We start from the raw sequence: 15663 nt of genomic DNA on the forward strand, positions 1-15663 counted from the left end.
AGCGAGGCGCGTACAGCGGGTGACCTGGGGCGGACCGAGGGGGAGACAACGCCGGCCGAGTCGGACACCTCCCTGGTGGTGGTGACCGGCCTGTCCGGCGGCGGGCGCAGCACTGTGGCGCGGGCGCTGGAGAACGTCGGCTACTACGTGGTCGACAACCTGCCGCAGGCGCTGCTGCTGGACATGGCCGAGCTGGCGTTCAAGGCCGGCGGCGCGGCCCGGCGTACGGCGATGGTGCTGGACGTGCGCTCGCGCGCGTTCTCCACCGACCTGGCCGGGGCGATCCGCGAGCTGCGCGAGCGCGGCTTCCAGCCCCGGGTGGTCTTCGTCGACGCCGACGACGAGGTGCTGATCCGCCGGTTCGAGAGCGTGCGCCGCTCGCACCCGTTGCAGGGCGACGGGCGGCTGGCCGACGGCATCGCGGTCGAGCGGACGCTGCTGGAGGAGGCCCGCGAGCAGGCCGACGTGATCATCGACACCAGCCACCTGAACGTGAACCAGCTGCGTCGCCGGGTCGAGGAGCTGTTCGGCGGTGAGGACGCCCGCCGGCTGCGGATCACCGTGATCTCGTTCGGCTTCAAGTACGGCCTGCCGCCGGACGCCGACTTCGTGATGGACGCCCGGTTCCTGCCGAACCCGTACTGGGTGCCGGAGCTGCGCGAGCACACCGGCCGCGAGGAGGCGGTCAGCGCGTACGTGCTGGGCCAGGAGGGTGCCGACGCGTTCGTGGCCGGCTACGCCGACCTGGTCAACGCCACCACCGCCGGGTTCGAGCGGGAGGGCAAGCGCTACCTGACCGTGGCGGTCGGCTGCACCGGCGGCAAGCACCGCAGCGTGGCCATCGCCGAGGAGCTGGCCTCCCGGCTGCGCCACTCCGGCATCGCCGCGAACGCCCAGCACCGGGACCTGGGGCGGGAGTGACCCTGACCAGGGTGGTCGCCTTCGGCGGCGGGCACGGGCTCTCGGCGTCGCTGCGGGCGCTGCGTCACTGCGTACCCGAACTGGACCTGGACATCACCGCGGTGGTCACCGTCGGTGACGACGGCGGCTCCAGCGGCCGCCTGCGCGCCGAGCGCGGCGGCCTGCCGCCGGGCGACCTGCGGCAGGCGCTCGTCGCGCTGGCAGGTGACCACCCGGCCACCCGGCGCAGCGCGGCGTTGTTCCAGCACCGCTTCGCCGCCGCCGTGCCGCCCGCGCCGAGGATCGCCGCGCCGGTGCCGGTCGCGATCGGCGACTCGCTCGCCGGCCACGCGGTCGGCAACCTGCTGCTGCACGGGCTCACCGAGCTGCTCGGCGACCCGGTGGCAGCACTCGACCACGCCGGGGCGATGCTCGGCGCGGTGGGGCGGGTGCTCCCGATGTCCCGCCAGCCGGTCGGGATCGAGGCCCGGGTCCGCGGCGCCGACCCGGAGCACCCGGACGAGGTGTCCACGGTGCGCGGCCAGCACCAGGTCGCTGTCACCCCGGGCACCGTCGAGTCGTTGCGGCTCAGCCCGTCCGCGCCGGCCGCGTGCGCCGAGGCGGTGACGGCGGTACGCGCCGCGGACTGGCTGATCTTCGGGCCGGGCAGCTGGTACACGAGCGTGCTGCCGCACCTGCTGGTGCCGGGGCTTGCGGACGCGATCGTGTCCAGCCCGGCGCGGCGGCTGGTGACGCTCAACCTGGTGGCCGAGAAGGAGACCTCGGGGCTCTCCCTGCCCGACCATCTGGACACCCTGCGGCGCTATCTGCCCGAGCTGAAGGTGGACCGGGTGCTCGCCGACTCCACGGCGGTGGGTGATCCCGCGGCGGTCGAACGTGCGGCAGAATCGCTTGGTGCCCGGCTGGTCCTCGCTCCCGTCGCCGTCCTGGACGGCACGCCCCGTCATGATCCAGCCGCCCTGGGCGCCGCGCTGGTGCCTGTCCTGCGCGCCGATCGTTAGACACGTACGTAATCACCGGCGACACGCCGGAACCGGTCCGTGAGGGGGCGCACTATGGCGATGACGGCTGCGGTCAAGGACGAGCTGAGTCGGGTCGACGTGCCCAAGCCCTGCTGTCGGCGGGCGGAGATGGCCGCCCTGCTGCGTTTCGCCGGCGGCCTGCACATCGTGTCGGGCCGCGTGGTGGTCGAGGCGGAGCTGGACACCGGGGCGGTCGCGCGCCGGCTGCGGCGGGAGATCGCCGAGGTCTACGGCTACCCGAGCGAGATCCACGTGCTCGCCTCCGGCGGGCTGCGCAAGGGCAGCCACTTCATCGTGCGGGTGGTCAAGGACGGCGAGGCGCTCGCCCGGCAGACCGGCCTGCTCGACGTGCGGGGCCGCCCGGTGCGCGGCCTGCCGCCGCACGTGGTGGCCGCGAACGTCTGCTGTGCCGTGTCGGCGTGGCGGGGCGCGTTCATGGCGCACGGCTCGCTCACCGAGCCGGGCCGCTCCAGCGCGCTGGAGATCACCTGCCCGGGACCGGAGTCGGCGCTGGCGCTGGTCGGCGCCGCCCGCCGGATCGGCATCACCGCGAAGAACCGCGAGGTGCGCGGCGTGGACCGGGTGGTGGTCAAGGACGGTGACGCGATCGCCGCGCTGCTCACCCGCATAGGGGCGCACTCCAGCGTGCTGGCCTGGGAGGAGCGGAGGGTACGCCGGGAGGTGCGCGCCACCGCGAACCGGCTGGCCAACTTCGACGACGCCAACCTGCGCCGTTCCGCCCGTGCCGCGGTGGCCGCCGCCGCCCGGGTGACCCGCGCGCTGGAGATCCTCGCCGACGACGCGCCGAACCACCTGACCTCGGCCGGGCGGCTGCGCCTGGAGCACCGTCAGGCCTCGCTGGAGGAACTGGGCGCGCTCGCCGAGCCGCCGCTGACCAAGGACGCCATCGCCGGCCGGATCCGCCGGCTGCTCGCGCTGGCCGACAAGCGTGCCCGTGACCTGGGCATCCCGGATACGGAAGCGGCAGTCACGCCGGACATGCTCGTGGTCTGATAGGACTCGGGCGGCAGTGCAACGCGAGCGGGATCACCACCCGCCGCAGCGCGACGCCGCGCGCTCGGATATGGTCGCTGCGTACGGCAAGGGGGCCGGAACAGGCGCTCCTCGCCGTGCTCACCGCCTCGGGCGGTCAGGTCTCCGGGACCGCGGCGGGGTGGCCGAGATGACATGTCGACGGCCGGCTCCAACGGTCGGCGCACACACCTCCGCCGGCCCCGGTCTGGCGCCGGCGGACCAGAACGCGAGGAGATGGGACCTGTGACCATCCGGGTTGGCATCAACGGCTTCGGCCGGATCGGCCGCAACTTCTTCCGGGCAGTGCTGGCGTCCGGCGCTGACATCGAGGTCGTGGCGGTCAATGACCTGACCGACAACGCGACGCTCGCCCACCTTGTCAAGTACGACAGCATCCTGGGCCGCCTCCCGCACGAGGTGAAGGCCACCGCCGACGAGATCACCGTGGGCGGCAAGACCATCAAGGCGTACGCCGAGAAGGACCCGGCGAAGCTGCCGTGGGGCGAGGTCGGCGCCGACGTGGTCATCGAGTCCACCGGCTTCTTCACCGACGGCACCAAGGCGAAGGCGCACCTCGACGGCGGGGCCAAGAAGGTCATCATCTCCGCGCCGGCGAAGAACGAGGACGTCACCGTGGTCATGGGCGTCAACCAGGACCAGTACGACCCGGCCAAGCACAACATCATCTCGAACGCCTCCTGCACCACCAACTGCCTCGCGCCGATGGCGAAGGTCCTGCAGGACACGTTCGGCATCAAGCAGGGTCTGATGACGACCATCCACGCGTACACGCAGGACCAGAACCTGCAGGACGCGCCGCACAAGGACCTGCGCCGGGCCCGGGCCGCCGCGCTCAACATCGTGCCGACCTCGACCGGCGCCGCGAAGGCGATCGGCCTGGTGCTGCCGGAGCTCAAGGGCAAGCTGGACGGCTACGCGCTGCGCGTGCCGATCCCGACCGGCTCGGCCACCGACCTGACCGTCGAGGTCGGCCGGGAGACCACTGTGGACGAGGTCAACGCCGCGCTCAAGGCCGCCGCCGAGGGCCCGCTGCGGGGCATCCTCACCTACAACGAGGACCCGATCGTCTCCGCCGACATCGTGACCGACCCGGCGTCGTGCATCTTCGACGCGCCGCTGACCAAGGTGATCGGCAACCAGGTCAAGGTCGTCGGCTGGTACGACAACGAATGGGGCTACTCGAACCGCCTGGTGGACCTGGTCAAGCTGGTGGGTCAGTCGCTGTGACGATCCGTAACCTCGACGACCTGCTCGCCGAGGGGGTGTCGGGTCGGCGCGTGCTGGTGCGCGCCGACCTGAACGTCCCGCTCGACAAGCAGACCGGGGAGATCAGCGACGACGGCCGGATCCGGGCCGTCCTGCCGACGCTGAGCGCGCTGGTGCGGGCCGGCGCGAAGGTGGTCGTCTGCTCGCACCTGGGCCGCCCGAAGGGCGCGCCGGACCCGCAGTTCAGCCTCCGCCCGGTCGCCGGGCGGCTCGGTGAGCTGCTCGGTGCCCCGGTGCACTTCGCCGAGGACACCGTCGGCGACTCGGCGCGGTCCACCGTGGCCGACCTGGCCGACGGCCAGGTCGCGCTGCTGGAGAACCTGCGCTTCAACAAGGGCGAGACCAGCAAGGACGACGCGGAGCGGGGCGCGTTCGCCGACCAGTTCGCCGCGCTCGGCGACGCCTACGTGGACGACGCGTTCGGCGCGGTGCACCGCAAGCACGCGAGCGTGCACGACGTACCGGCCCGGCTGCCGCATTACGCGGGCCGGCTGGTGCTGCGCGAGGTCGAGGTGCTCAGCCGCCTCACCGGCTCCCCGGAGCGGCCGTACGTGGTGGTGCTGGGCGGCTCGAAGGTCTCGGACAAGCTCGCAGTGATCGAGGCGCTGCTGCCGACCGTGGACCGGCTGCTCATCGGCGGCGGGATGTGCTTCACCTTCCTCAAGGCCCAGGGCCACGAGGTGGGCACGTCGCTGCTGGAGAAGGACATGGTCGAGACCTGCCGCAACCTGATGGAGCGCGCGCCGGGCAAGATCATGCTCCCGGTCGACGTGGTGGTGGCCGACGCGTTCGCGCCTGATGCCGCGCACGACACCGTGCCGGCCGACGGCATCCCGAGCCACCGGCTGGGCCTGGACATCGGCCCGGAGACGGTGGCCGGTTTCGCCGCCGCGCTGTCGCAGGCGAAGACCGTCTTCTGGAACGGCCCGATGGGCGTGTTCGAGATGGCGGCGTTCGCCAACGGCACCCGGGGTGTGGCCGAGGCGATCACCAAGGCCGACGCGTTCAGCGTGGTCGGCGGCGGCGACTCGGCCGCGGCGGTGCGCGCGCTGGGCCTGGACGAGTCCTCGTTCGGGCACATCTCCACCGGTGGTGGCGCCTCCCTGGAATACCTGGAGGGCAAGACCCTCCCCGGCATCGCGGCCCTGGAGAACTGAATGGCGAGCACGACCCGCCGGCCGCTGATGGCCGGCAACTGGAAGATGAACCTGAACCACCTCGAGGCCAACCTGCTGGTGCAGAAGCTGGCCGCGAGCCTGAACGAGAAGCAGCTCACCGACGTCGAGTGCGTGGTGCTGCCGCCCTTCACCGATCTGCGTACCGTGCAGACCGCGGTGGACGGCGACAAGCTGCTGATCGGCTACGGCGCGCAGGACCTGTCGCCGCACCCGTCCGGCGCGTACACCGGTGACATCGCCGGTCCGATGCTCGCCAAGCTGGGCTGCGGTTACGTGGTGGTCGGGCACTCCGAGCGGCGGCAGTACCACCACGAGGACGACGCGCTCGTCAACGCAAAGGTGTCGGCGGCGCTGGCGAACGGGCTCACCCCGATCCTCTGCATCGGCGAGGGCCTGGAGGTCCGGGAGCAGTCGGGTCAGGTGCGGCACTGCTGCGACCAGCTCGACGGCGCGCTGAAGGGGCTCACCGCCGAGCAGGTCACCAAGGTCGTCGTGGCGTACGAGCCGGTCTGGGCGATCGGCACCGGCAAGACGGCGACCCCGGACGACGCCCAGGAGGTCTGCGGCGCGGTGCGTAAGCGCATCGCCGAGACCTACGACGAGGGCACCGCCGAGCAGGTCCGGATCCTGTACGGCGGGTCGGTCAAGGCGTCGAACGTCGCCGCGATCATGGCGCAGCCGGACGTGGACGGGGCTCTGGTCGGGGGCGCCAGCCTGGACGCGGAGGAGTTCGCGCAGATCTGCCGGTTCCCGGAGCACATCACCCGCTGATCGCTCGCTATCCTTGACGCTGCCCGTCCACCGGTCGGTGCCGCAGTGCCCGACAGGTCCGGGCAGTGATCGCAACGAGAGGACTGACCCCCGCCATGCCGATCTGGTTCGCCTACACGATGATCACGTTGCTGGTCATCACGAGCGTCCTGCTCACCCTGCTGATCCTCCTGCACCGCGGTAAGGGCGGCGGGTTGTCGAGCATGTTCGGCGGCGGCGTCAGCTCCAGCCTGGCCGGTTCGTCGGTGGCCGAGAAGAACCTCGACCGCTACACCGTTCTGGTGGGAATCGTCTGGTTCGCGTGCATCGTCGGGCTCGGACTCTGGCTGCGGCTGCAGATGGCCAGCGGCACCTGAGTCGGCGCTGAGAAGCGTACAATCTGCGCGCGGTCCGTCACGGACCGCGCGCAGTTTTGTTTCTCCGCACGTCGCCCGTCGCCCACCCCCTCCGGCGGCGGTCCCCTCCGACGACAGGGAGCGAGCAACCGTGCCCAGCAACAACGTCATCCGCGGCACCCGGATCGGGTCCGCCCCCGAGCGGTTCGACCAGCGGGTGGAGCCCGCGCCGCGCCGCCCGGTCGTCTACTGGTGCCGCCACGGGCACCGGGTCGAGTTCCTGATCGCCGCCGAGGCCGAGACACCCGCGACCTGGGAGTGCCCGCGCTGCGGCGAGCCGGCCGGCCCCGACCCGGGCGACCCGCCGGGCCGCCAGCGCGCCGAGCCCTACAAGACCCACCTGGCGTACGTGCAGGAGCGGCGCACGCCGGAGGAGGGGGAGGCGCTGCTCGCCGAGGCCCTCGACGCGCTGCGGCGGCGCCGCGGCCGCGCTTGACCCGAGGTGTTAAGAAGGGGCCCCTTCTCTACCGGAGACGTTAAGAAGGGGCCCTTCCTTACACCTCAGCGGAGGCTGCGCAGGCGGGGCGGCACGTTGGCCGCCGCGGCCCGGTCGAGCAGCCAGAGGGTACGGGAGACGCCCCGCACCCCGGCGGCAGGAAGCTGCACCGGCCCGGCCCCGGCCAGCGCCATGCCCACCGCCCCGGCCTTGTCCGCTCCGGCGGCGATCAGCCAGACCTCCTCGGCCGTGTTGATCGTCGGCAGCGTCAGCGTGGTCCGCACCGGCGGCGGCTTCGGGCTGCCCCGTACCGCGCTGACCGGCCGGTTGTCGTGGTGCACCGGGTGCTCCGGGAACACCGACGCCACGTGCCCGTCCTCGCCGACGCCGAGCATCAGCACGTCGAAGTGCGGCACGATCGCGTTCCCGGGCCGGGCGGCGGCGGCCAGCTCCCGCGCGTACCCGGCGGCAGCCGCCTCCGGGTCGTCGCCGGCGGGGCCGTCCGACGCCGGCATCGGGTGCACCCGGGCCGGGTCCAGCGGCACCGTCTCCAGCAGCGCCGCCCGCGCCTGCGTCTCGTTGCGCTCCGGGTCGCCGGCGGGCAGGAACCGCTCGTCGCCCCACCACACGTCGACCCGGGACCAGTCGACGGCGTCGCGGGCGGGTAGCTGCCCGACCGCCCGGTACACCGCCGAGGCGATCCGCCCGCCGGTCAGCACCACCGACGCCTGGCCGCGCTCGGCCTGCGCGTCGAGCAGCTTCACCACCAACCGGGCCGCCACCGCCTGCGCCAGCAGGTCGGGGTCGGCGTGTACGGCGACACTCGCCTCAGTCATCCGTCGAGCCCTCGTGTTCCGACCGCCCACCGGCGGTCACCTGTGCCTCCGACCACCCGGTCCGGGCGGTCACTCGTTCGCGGTCGTGCCCGCGTGCGCGGTCACGCCGGCCTCGGCCCGCTGGGCGGTCGCCGGATCCTTCCACACGTGCACCCGCTGGGCGGGGCGCTGGTCGAGCCCGGTGATCCCGGCCGCAGCGCCGAGCGCCTCCGCGTACACCTGGTCGGCGTCGAGGCGGCGCAGCTCCTCGGCCAGCTCGTCGCCGAGCGGCCGGCGCACCAGCGGCAGCGTGCGGTCCTCCTGCCCGGTACGCCGGAACACCGCGATGCTGTCGTCCCGGGTGAGCGTCAGCTCGTCGCCGTTGGCGCAGCGCAGCTGCACCTGACGCATCCGCGGGAACTCCTCGGTGGCGGTCAGGATCGGGTCGATGCCGAGCCGGGCGTTGAGCCAGCCGCGCATCAGCGCCGCCGTCGGGTCCGACGGGGGAGCCACCACGCTCGCCTCGGTGACCCGGGCCTGGGTGGTGTCGAACGCGCCCGCCACGAGCGTGCGCCACGGCGTGATCCGGGTCCACGCCAGGTCGGTGTCGCCCGGGGCGTAGTCGTGCGCCCGCTGCCGCAGCGCGGCGATCGGGTCGGCGGCCTGCGCCGAGTCGGTGATCCGCCGGTCCGCGACCACACCGAGGAAGTCGGTGGCGATCTCCTCCGGCGGCTCGCCGTGCCACCACGTCACCACCGGCACGTCCGGCACCAGCAGCGGCATCACCACGGACTCGGCGTGCAGCGCGAGCCGCCCGTACATCCGGGTCACCACCGCCTCGCACGGCCCGAGCCGGCCGCCCACGACGATCTCCGCGTCCAGCCGGTTGCGGTCCCGCTCGACGTCGGAGCGGACCACCACGAGCAGGCGGCACGGGTGCGCCGCGGCGGCGATGGTGGCCGCGGCCTCGGCCTCGCGTACCCGCTTCTCGTCCACCACCACGATCAGCGTGAGCGCCATGCCACTGGCCACCCCGCCCGCGCTGCGCCGTTCCGCGGCCAGCGCCTTGACCACCTCGTTGCCGGTGGTGTCCCACAGCCCGATCAATGGAGCCTCCTGGTTCGGTCGCAGTGCTCGCTCACGCTCTCCGCCAAGCCCGGCCCTCGCGGGCCAGCATCTCGTCGGCGGCCCGGGGCCCCCACTCACCGGCCCGGTACGGCTCCGGGGTCGTGCCCGCCCAGGCGTGCTCCAGCGGGTCGACGACCTGCCAGCTCTGCTCCACCTCGGCGGCGTCCGGGAACAGCGTCCGGTCGCCGATCAGCACGTCCAGCACCAGCCGCTCGTACGCCTCGGGGCTGGACTCGGTGAACGCCTCGCCGTACTGGAAGTCCATCGCGATGTCGCGGACCTCCATCGTGGTGCCCGGCACCTTGGAGCCGAACTTCAGCACCACGCCCTCGTCCGGCTGCACCCGGATGACGAGCTGGTTGGGGCCGAGGGACTCCATGTCGGCGGCGTCGAACGGCAGGTGCGGCGCCTTCTTGAACATGATGGCCACCTCGGTGACCCGCCGGGGCAGCCGCTTGCCGGCCCGGATGTAGAACGGCACCCCGGCCCAGCGGCGGTTCTGGATGCCCAGCTTCACCGCCACGTACGTCTCGGTGGTGGAGCCCTCCGGGACGCCCTCCTCCTCCAGGTAGCCCTTGGCGCGCTCGCCGCCCACCCAGCCGGGCAGGTACTGGCCGCGCACGGTGTCCTCGGTGACGTCCCGCGGCACGGTGATCGCCTTGAGTACCTTGAGCTTCTCGGCCCGGATCTCGTCGGCGTCGAAGCTCGTCGGCTCCTCCATCGCGACCAGGGCGAGCAGCTGGAGCAGGTGGTTCTGGAGCACGTCGCGGGCGGTGCCGACGGAGTCGTAGAAGGCCGCGCGGGTGCCGATGCCGACGTCCTCGGCCATGGTGATCTGCACCGAGTCGACGTACTTGGAGTTCCACAGCGGCTCGAACAGGTTGTTCGCGAACCGCAGCGCCAGGATGTTCTGGACCGTCTCCTTGCCCAGGTAGTGGTCGATCCGGAACACGTCCTTGCTGGTGAAGACGTCGTCGACCAGATCGTTGAGGGCCTTCGCCGACGGCAGGTCGTTGCCGAACGGCTTCTCCACCACCACGCGCCGCCAGCCGCCGGACTTGGCGTTGTCGGCCATGCCGGTGCGGGCGAGCTGCTTGAGCACCACCGGGAAGGCCGCCGGGGGGATGGAGAAGTAGAAGGCCGCGTTGCCGGCGATGCCGTGCGAGTCGCGCAGCTCGTCGAGTGTGGCGGCGAGCTGGTCGAACGCCGCGTCGTCGTCGAACGAGCCGCCGACGAACTTGATGTTGCCGGCGAGGCGGGCCCACACCTCCTCCCGCCACGGGGTGCGGGCGTGCTTCTTGGCCGCGTCGTGCGCCACCGACTCGAAGTCGCCGTCGCCCCAGTCCCGGCGGGCGAAGCCCAGGACCACGAAGCCGGGCGGCAGGAGCCCTCGGTTGGCCAGGTCGTAGACCGCCGGCAGCAGCTTCTTGCGGGCCAGGTCGCCGGTCACCCCGAAGATCACCAGGGCACACGGCTCGGGGATCCGGGGCAGTCGCCGGTCCTGCGGATCGCGCAGCGGGTTCACCGGGCCACCTCCTCCTGCGTCTCGGTCCGCTGATTCCAGGTCATTGATCGTCACGTGCGTGTCCGTCCGGCCGTTTCCAGGAGCTGGGCGGCACCCGCCGCCCGCTCGGTCAGGTGCAGGCGCAGCACCGGTCGCTCCCGGCCGGCCAGGGCCCGCCGGTCGCCGGCGGCCTGGGCCGCCTGGAGCTGCGCGAAGGTGTACGGACGACCGGGCACTTCCAGATCATCGGTGACCGCACCGGTGATCTGGAGATGCCGGCCGTACGGGTCGGTGTGTTCCGGCCGGCGCGGTCCCCAGCCGAAGGTGACCGGACGGCCGGCGGCCCGTGCCAGCAGCGGGCGCAGCCCGGCGACCGACGCGTCGGCGAGCCGGTCGAGGTACGCGGTCACCACGAGGTGCTCCCGTTCGCCCAGCCCGTCGAGCAGCCAGCGCAGCGCGCCGGTCAGGTCGTCCGGCGCGCCGCTCGGGGCGTACACCTCGATCGCGCCCTCGACCGACGACGGCGGCCCGCTCTCCGGCGCCGCGTCGTCGTCCACCGGGTCCGGCGGCGCGGCGAACGGGTCGGCCCGCAGCGTCACCGCGGCGGTCGCCGCGGCGTAGGCCCAGGTGAGCAGGTGCGCGCCGAGCGGGCCGTTTACCGCGACGTCGGCCGCTACGCCCGGCCCGACACCGGCGCCGAGGGCACCGCCGAGACCGACTGTGAGCAGGCCCGGCCCGGTGGCGTCGGGGGAGTCGGGAGACTCCGCGACCACCGGCAGCAGCCGTCCACCGGTGGCCCGGGCGAGCAGCGCGCCGGCCCAGCGGCCCAGGCCGCCGAGGCCGGTGCCGTCCGGGACCAGCGCGATCGTGTCCCGGCCGGCGCCGGGCGCCGCGCCCAGGGCCGCGCCGAGCGCCAGGGCCGGGTTGTCCCGGTCCCGGTCCAGCGCGCCGGTGAGCGCCTCCGCCTCGTCCAGCACCTCGGCCACCGGCGCACCGGCCAGCGCCGCCGCGACCAGGCCGGACGCGGTGAGCGCGGCCCACGGCCCGGCCACGCCGGGCTCGGCCGGGATGACCATCGCGCCCAGCTCGTCGGCGCGCGCCGCGAGGTCGGAGCCGGGTTCGGTGACCACCACGACGTGCCGGGCGGCGTCGGGGCCCTCGTCCGCCCACGCCCGCCGGTAGACCCGCAGGTGGGCGTCGGTGGTCCGGTCGAGGCCGCGCCGGGCGGCGAGCACCAGGAGGGTACGCGCCGGGCGGTCGGCGAGCGCGGCCCGGACCGGTCCCGGGTCGGCGGTGTCGAGCACTGTCAGCGGCCGGCCCAGGCACTCGGCCAGCACCTCCGCGGCGAGCGTGTCGTCGCGGGCGCCGGCCAGCACCACGTGGTCCAGGTCGCCCAGCTCGGCGGCCAGTTCGGCGAGCTGGGGGAGCAGGTCCCGGCTGCGCCGGTGGGCGTGCAGCCAGCCCAGCCGGTCGAGGGCCGCCGACTCGGCGGCGGGCCCCCAGAGGGCCGGGTCGGCGGCGGCGAGCCGGGCCGGGACGTCGTGGGAGACGAGCATGGCGCGGCTGGACGCACCGAGGGCGTCGGCTCCGCGCACGGCCAGACCGGCGGCCATGTCCGCCCGCCCGGCCAGCAGGTCACTCACGGTGCCGCCTCTGTTCGCGACTGCGGGGCTCGCAACCCCGGCTCACTCCTCGCGCTCACGGCATCCCCTCACCCGTGTCACCGCTTCCACGGTACGGCGCGACGCGTCCCGGGGCGGGGCCCCGGGACGCGTCGGACGCCGTCTGTCACGCGTTGCCGCCGGCCTGCTGCGCCGCCTGCGCGTTCTTCCCGGCGGCCCGGTGCGGGCTGCCCGAGCCCTTGGCCGCCTCGGCGAGGGACTTCTTGACCCCCTCCAGCAGCTCCACCCAGCTCGCCTCGAACTTCTCCACGCCCTCGCGCTCCAGCGTGGCGATCACGTCGGACAGATCCACGCCCACCGCCAGCAGGTCGTCGAAGACCTGGCGGGCGTCGTCGTACGCGACGGTGACGGTGTCCGCCTTCGTCTCGCCGTGCTCGGCGTAGGCGTGGATGACCGGCTCCGGCATGGTGTTGACGGTGCCGGGCGCGATCAGCTCCTCGACGTAGATGACGTCCCGGTAGTCCGGGTTCTTCGTCGAGGTGGAGGCCCACAGCGGGCGCTGCGGGTGGGCGCCCGCGTCGGCCAGCTTCTGCCAGCGCGCCGAGGAGAACACCTCGCCGTAGCGCTCGTACGCCAGCCGGGCGTTGGCGACCGCGGCCTTGCCGCGCAGCGCCTTGGCCTGGTCCGAGCCGATCTTCTCCAGCCGCTTGTCCACCTCGGTGTCGACCCGGGAGACGAAGAACGAGGCGACCGAGCCGATCTTCGACAGGTCGTGCCCGTTGGCCTTCGCCTGCTCCAGGCCGGCCAGGAAGGCGTCCATCACCTGCGAGTACCGGTCCAGGCCGAAGATCAGCGTGACGTTGACGCTGATCCCCTCGGCCAGCGTCGCGGTGATCGCGGGCAGGCCCTCCTCGGTGGCCGGGATCTTGATGAACAGGTTCGGCCGGTCGACCAGCCACCACAGCGCCTTGGCCTCGGCGACGGTCTTCGCCGCGTCGTGCGCCGAGCGCGGGTCCACCTCGATCGACACCCGGCCGTCCACGCCCCCGCTGACGTCGTACGACGGGCGCATCACGTCGCAGGCCCACCGCACGTCGTACGTGGTGAGCATGCGGACCGCCTCCTCGACGTCCACGCCGCGTACGGCGAGGTCACGAAGCTGCCAGTCGTACTCGTCGGCGTCGCTCAGCGCCTTGGCGAAGATCGTCGGGTTGGTGGTCACCCCGGCTACGTGGCTCTCCCGGCGCAGCTTGTCCAGCCCGCCGGAGGTCAGCCGTACCCGGGAGAGATCGTCGAGCCAGATCGCCACACCGGCGCCCTGGAGGTCCTTCAGCCTGTCCGTCATGCCGTCCACGCTCCCCTCAGTTGCCGGTCGTGAAACCGGTGATGTCGCCCACCCGGGTCAGCGCCGCGTGCGCGGCGGCCACGATCCGGTCGGGGGTGAACCCGAACTGCTCGAAGAGCACGGTGTGCGGCGCGCTGGCGCCGTAGTGCTCGATGCTCACGCACTCGCCGCTGTCGCCGACGATCGCGCGCCACGACATCGCGATGCCCGCCTCCACGCTCACCCGTGCCTTTACCCCGCGAGGCAGCACCGACTCCCGGTACGCCTCGTCCTGGGCGAAGAACCACTCCTGGCAGGGCATGGAGACGACCCGGGTGGGGGTGCCGTCGGCCTCCAGCCGCTCCCGCGCGGTGAGGCAGAGCTGCACCTCCGAGCCGGTGCCGACGAGGATCACCTGCGGCTTGCCGTTCGACGCCTCGGCCAGCACGTAACCGCCCTTGGCGACGCCCTCGGCGCCGGCCAGGTCGGTGCGGTCGAACGTCGGAAGCGCCTGGCGGCTGAGCGCCAGCGCGGTCGGCCGGTCGGTGTGCTCCAGCGCCTGCCGCCACGCCCAGACCGTCTCGTTGGCGTCGGCCGGGCGGACCACGTCCAGGCCGGGGATGGCCCGCAGCGCGGTCAGGTGCTCGATCGGCTGGTGCGTCGGGCCGTCCTCGCCGAGGCCGATCGAGTCGTGCGTCCAGACGTACGTCACCGGCAGCTTCATCAGCGCGGCCAGCCGTACCGCCGGGCGCATGTAGTCGCTGAACACCAGGAACGTGCCGCCGTACGGGCGGGTGCCGCCGTGCAGGGCGATGCCGTTGAGGATCGAGCCCATGGCGTGCTCGCGGATGCCGAAGTGCAGCGTGCGGCCGTACTCGTCGCCCGGGAAGTCCTTGGTGGCGTGCGCGGCCGGGACGAACGACGGCTCGCCCTTCATCGTGGTGTTGTTGCTCTCGGCCAGGTCGGCCGAGCCGCCCCACAGCTCCGGCAGCACCGGCGCCAGGGCCTCCAGGATCTTGCCGGAGGCGGCCCGGGTGGCGACGCCCTTGGCGTCCGCCGGGAAGGTCGGCAGCGCGTCGGTCCAGCCGGTCGGCAGCGTACGGGTGGCCATCCGGTCCCACAGCGCCTTGCGCTCCGGGTTGGCTTGCGCCCAGGCGTCGAAGCCGGTGGTCCACTCGGCCTGCTCCTGCGCGCCGCGCTCCAGCACCTGACGGGCGTGCTTGAGCACCTCCTCGTCGACCTCGAAGGTGCGCTGCGGGTCGAAGCCGAGGATCTCCTTGGTGGCCTTGACCTCGTCCGCGCCGAGCGCCGAGCCGTGGATCTTGCCGGTGTTCTTCTTGTTCGGCGCGGGCCAGCCGATGATCGTGCGCAGCGCGATGAACGACGGCCGGCCGGTCTCCGCCTTGGCGGCCAGCAGCGCCTGGTACAGCGCCTCCACGTCCTCGTGGTAGTCGCCCTGGTCGGCGTCGCCGCGGCGCCAGTCGACGGTCTGCACGTGCCAGCCGTACGCCTCGTAGCGGGCCGCAACGTCCTCGCTCTTGGCGATGCGGGTGTCGTCCTCGATCGAGATCTCGTTGTCGTCGTAGATCACGCAGAGGTTGCCGAGCTGCTGGTGACCGGCGAGCGCGCTGGCCTCGTGGGTGATGCCCTCCTCGATGTCACCGTCGGAGGCGATGCACCAGATGTCGTGCCGGAACGGCGAGTCGGCGCGGTCCGGCTCGGGGTCGAACAGGCCGCGCTCGCGGCGGGCCGCCATCGCCATGCCGACCGCGTTGCCGAGGCCCTGGCCGAGCGGACCGGTGGTGGTCTCCACGCCCGGGGTGTGGCCGTGCTCCGGGTGGCCCGGGGTGAGTGAGCCCCACTGGCGCAGCGCCTTGAGGTCGTCCAGCGCCAGCGGGTAGCCGGAGAGGAAGAGCTGGATGTAGAGCGTCAGGCTGGAGTGCCCGGCCGACAGCACGAACCGGTCGCGTCCGGCCCAGTTCGGGTCGGCGGGGTTGTGCCGCATGACCCGGTTGAAGAGCAGGTACGCCACCGGGGCGAGGCTCATCGCCGTCCCCGGGTGGCCGTTGCCGGATTTCTCCACGGCGTCCATGGCCAGCACGCGGACCGTGTCGACGGCCCTGCGGTCGAGGTCGGACCAGTTGAGAGCGGGAAGCTCGGGTCGGTTGGCAGCCACGATGGTTGTGCTCCTCGGCAGATGGGCGGAACCCTCACTGATGACCCTA

The 15663-nt window shown here is 73.0% G+C and carries 14 protein-coding genes; 8 read left to right on the plus strand and 6 right to left on the minus strand.

All coding sequences use genetic code 11. From position 1 onward, the window contains the following. Window positions 1-24: 24 nt before the first annotated feature. The 8 genes from rapZ (at window position 25) to AC2CHG_RS02205 (ending at window position 7045) form a co-directional block, all read left to right on the plus strand. Entirely contained in the window at window positions 25-921 is an 897-nt protein-coding gene (gene rapZ, locus AC2CHG_RS02170; RefSeq protein WP_402809136.1) for an RNase adapter RapZ, read from the plus strand. Beyond that, window positions 918-1922: a gluconeogenesis factor YvcK family protein gene (locus AC2CHG_RS02175; protein ID WP_484524054.1), complete on the plus strand. Its 1005-nt coding sequence runs from the start codon at window positions 918-920 to the stop codon at window positions 1920-1922. The genes rapZ and AC2CHG_RS02175 overlap by 4 nt, the downstream gene beginning before the upstream one ends. Window positions 1923-1976: 54 nt before the next feature. After that, window positions 1977-2957, plus strand: a complete 981-nt coding sequence (whiA, locus tag AC2CHG_RS02180) for a DNA-binding protein WhiA (RefSeq protein WP_018788213.1) — start codon at window positions 1977-1979, stop codon at window positions 2955-2957. A 264-nt stretch (window positions 2958-3221) separates the two neighbouring features. Next, window positions 3222-4226 (plus strand): type I glyceraldehyde-3-phosphate dehydrogenase, encoded by a 1005-nt coding sequence (gene gap, locus AC2CHG_RS02185; protein ID WP_013287466.1) that lies wholly within the window; start codon window positions 3222-3224, stop codon window positions 4224-4226. Next, window positions 4223-5422, plus strand: coding sequence for a phosphoglycerate kinase (locus AC2CHG_RS02190; RefSeq protein ID WP_484524055.1), 1200 nt, complete (start codon window positions 4223-4225; stop codon window positions 5420-5422). The genes gap and AC2CHG_RS02190 overlap by 4 nt, the downstream gene beginning before the upstream one ends. Next, window positions 5423-6214 (plus strand): triose-phosphate isomerase, encoded by a 792-nt coding sequence (gene tpiA, locus AC2CHG_RS02195; protein ID WP_135241179.1) that lies wholly within the window; start codon window positions 5423-5425, stop codon window positions 6212-6214. Window positions 6215-6309: 95 nt separating this feature from the next. Next, window positions 6310-6570: a preprotein translocase subunit SecG gene (secG, locus tag AC2CHG_RS02200; RefSeq protein WP_091420428.1), complete on the plus strand. Its 261-nt coding sequence runs from the start codon at window positions 6310-6312 to the stop codon at window positions 6568-6570. A gap of 130 nt (window positions 6571-6700) precedes the next feature. After that, window positions 6701-7045, plus strand: coding sequence for an RNA polymerase-binding protein RbpA (locus AC2CHG_RS02205; protein WP_018788218.1), 345 nt, complete (start codon window positions 6701-6703; stop codon window positions 7043-7045). A 65-nt stretch (window positions 7046-7110) separates the two neighbouring features. Here the strand turns inward: AC2CHG_RS02205 and pgl are convergent, their stop codons facing one another. The 6 genes from pgl to tkt form a co-directional block, all read right to left on the minus strand. Next, entirely contained in the window at window positions 7111-7881 is a 771-nt protein-coding gene (gene pgl / locus AC2CHG_RS02210) for a 6-phosphogluconolactonase (RefSeq protein ID WP_366622070.1), read from the minus strand. A 69-nt stretch (window positions 7882-7950) separates the two neighbouring features. Continuing rightward, window positions 7951-8967 (minus strand): glucose-6-phosphate dehydrogenase assembly protein OpcA, encoded by a 1017-nt coding sequence (locus tag AC2CHG_RS02215; RefSeq protein ID WP_366622068.1) that lies wholly within the window; start codon window positions 8965-8967, stop codon window positions 7951-7953. Between the two features lie 31 nt (window positions 8968-8998). Further along, window positions 8999-10513: a glucose-6-phosphate dehydrogenase gene (gene zwf, locus AC2CHG_RS02220; protein ID WP_355512716.1), complete on the minus strand. Its 1515-nt coding sequence runs from the start codon at window positions 10511-10513 to the stop codon at window positions 8999-9001. A 50-nt stretch (window positions 10514-10563) separates the two neighbouring features. Further along, the gene (locus tag AC2CHG_RS02225; RefSeq protein ID WP_484524056.1) at window positions 10564-12135 is read right to left on the minus strand and encodes a glucose-6-phosphate isomerase; all 1572 of its coding nucleotides are present in this window, start codon (window positions 12133-12135) and stop codon (window positions 10564-10566) included. Window positions 12136-12280: 145 nt separating this feature from the next. Continuing rightward, a complete protein-coding gene (tal, locus tag AC2CHG_RS02230; RefSeq protein ID WP_194803173.1) occupies window positions 12281-13459 on the minus strand; it encodes a transaldolase in 1179 nt (392 codons plus the stop codon). A 16-nt stretch (window positions 13460-13475) separates the two neighbouring features. Then, window positions 13476-15614 (minus strand): transketolase, encoded by a 2139-nt coding sequence (tkt, locus tag AC2CHG_RS02235; RefSeq protein WP_262014421.1) that lies wholly within the window; start codon window positions 15612-15614, stop codon window positions 13476-13478. Window positions 15615-15663 lie beyond the last annotated feature (49 nt).

This window comes from Micromonospora sp. ATLC20 (assembly GCF_057196585.1).

Bases quoted from the DNA above. Each gene is read 5' to 3' on its own strand.
- whiA (WP_018788213.1), top strand. From the start codon at position 1,977: ATGGCGATGACGGCTGCGGTCAAGGACGAGCTGAGTCGGGTCGACGTG.
- tpiA (WP_135241179.1), top strand. From the start codon at position 5,423: ATGGCGAGCACGACCCGCCGGCCGCTGATGGCCGGCAACTGGAAGATG.
- secG (WP_091420428.1), top strand. From the start codon at position 6,310: ATGCCGATCTGGTTCGCCTACACGATGATCACGTTGCTGGTCATCACG.
- pgl (WP_366622070.1), bottom strand. From the start codon at position 7,881: ATGACTGAGGCGAGTGTCGCCGTACACGCCGACCCCGACCTGCTGGCG.
- tal (WP_194803173.1), bottom strand. From the start codon at position 13,459: ATGACGGACAGGCTGAAGGACCTCCAGGGCGCCGGTGTGGCGATCTGG.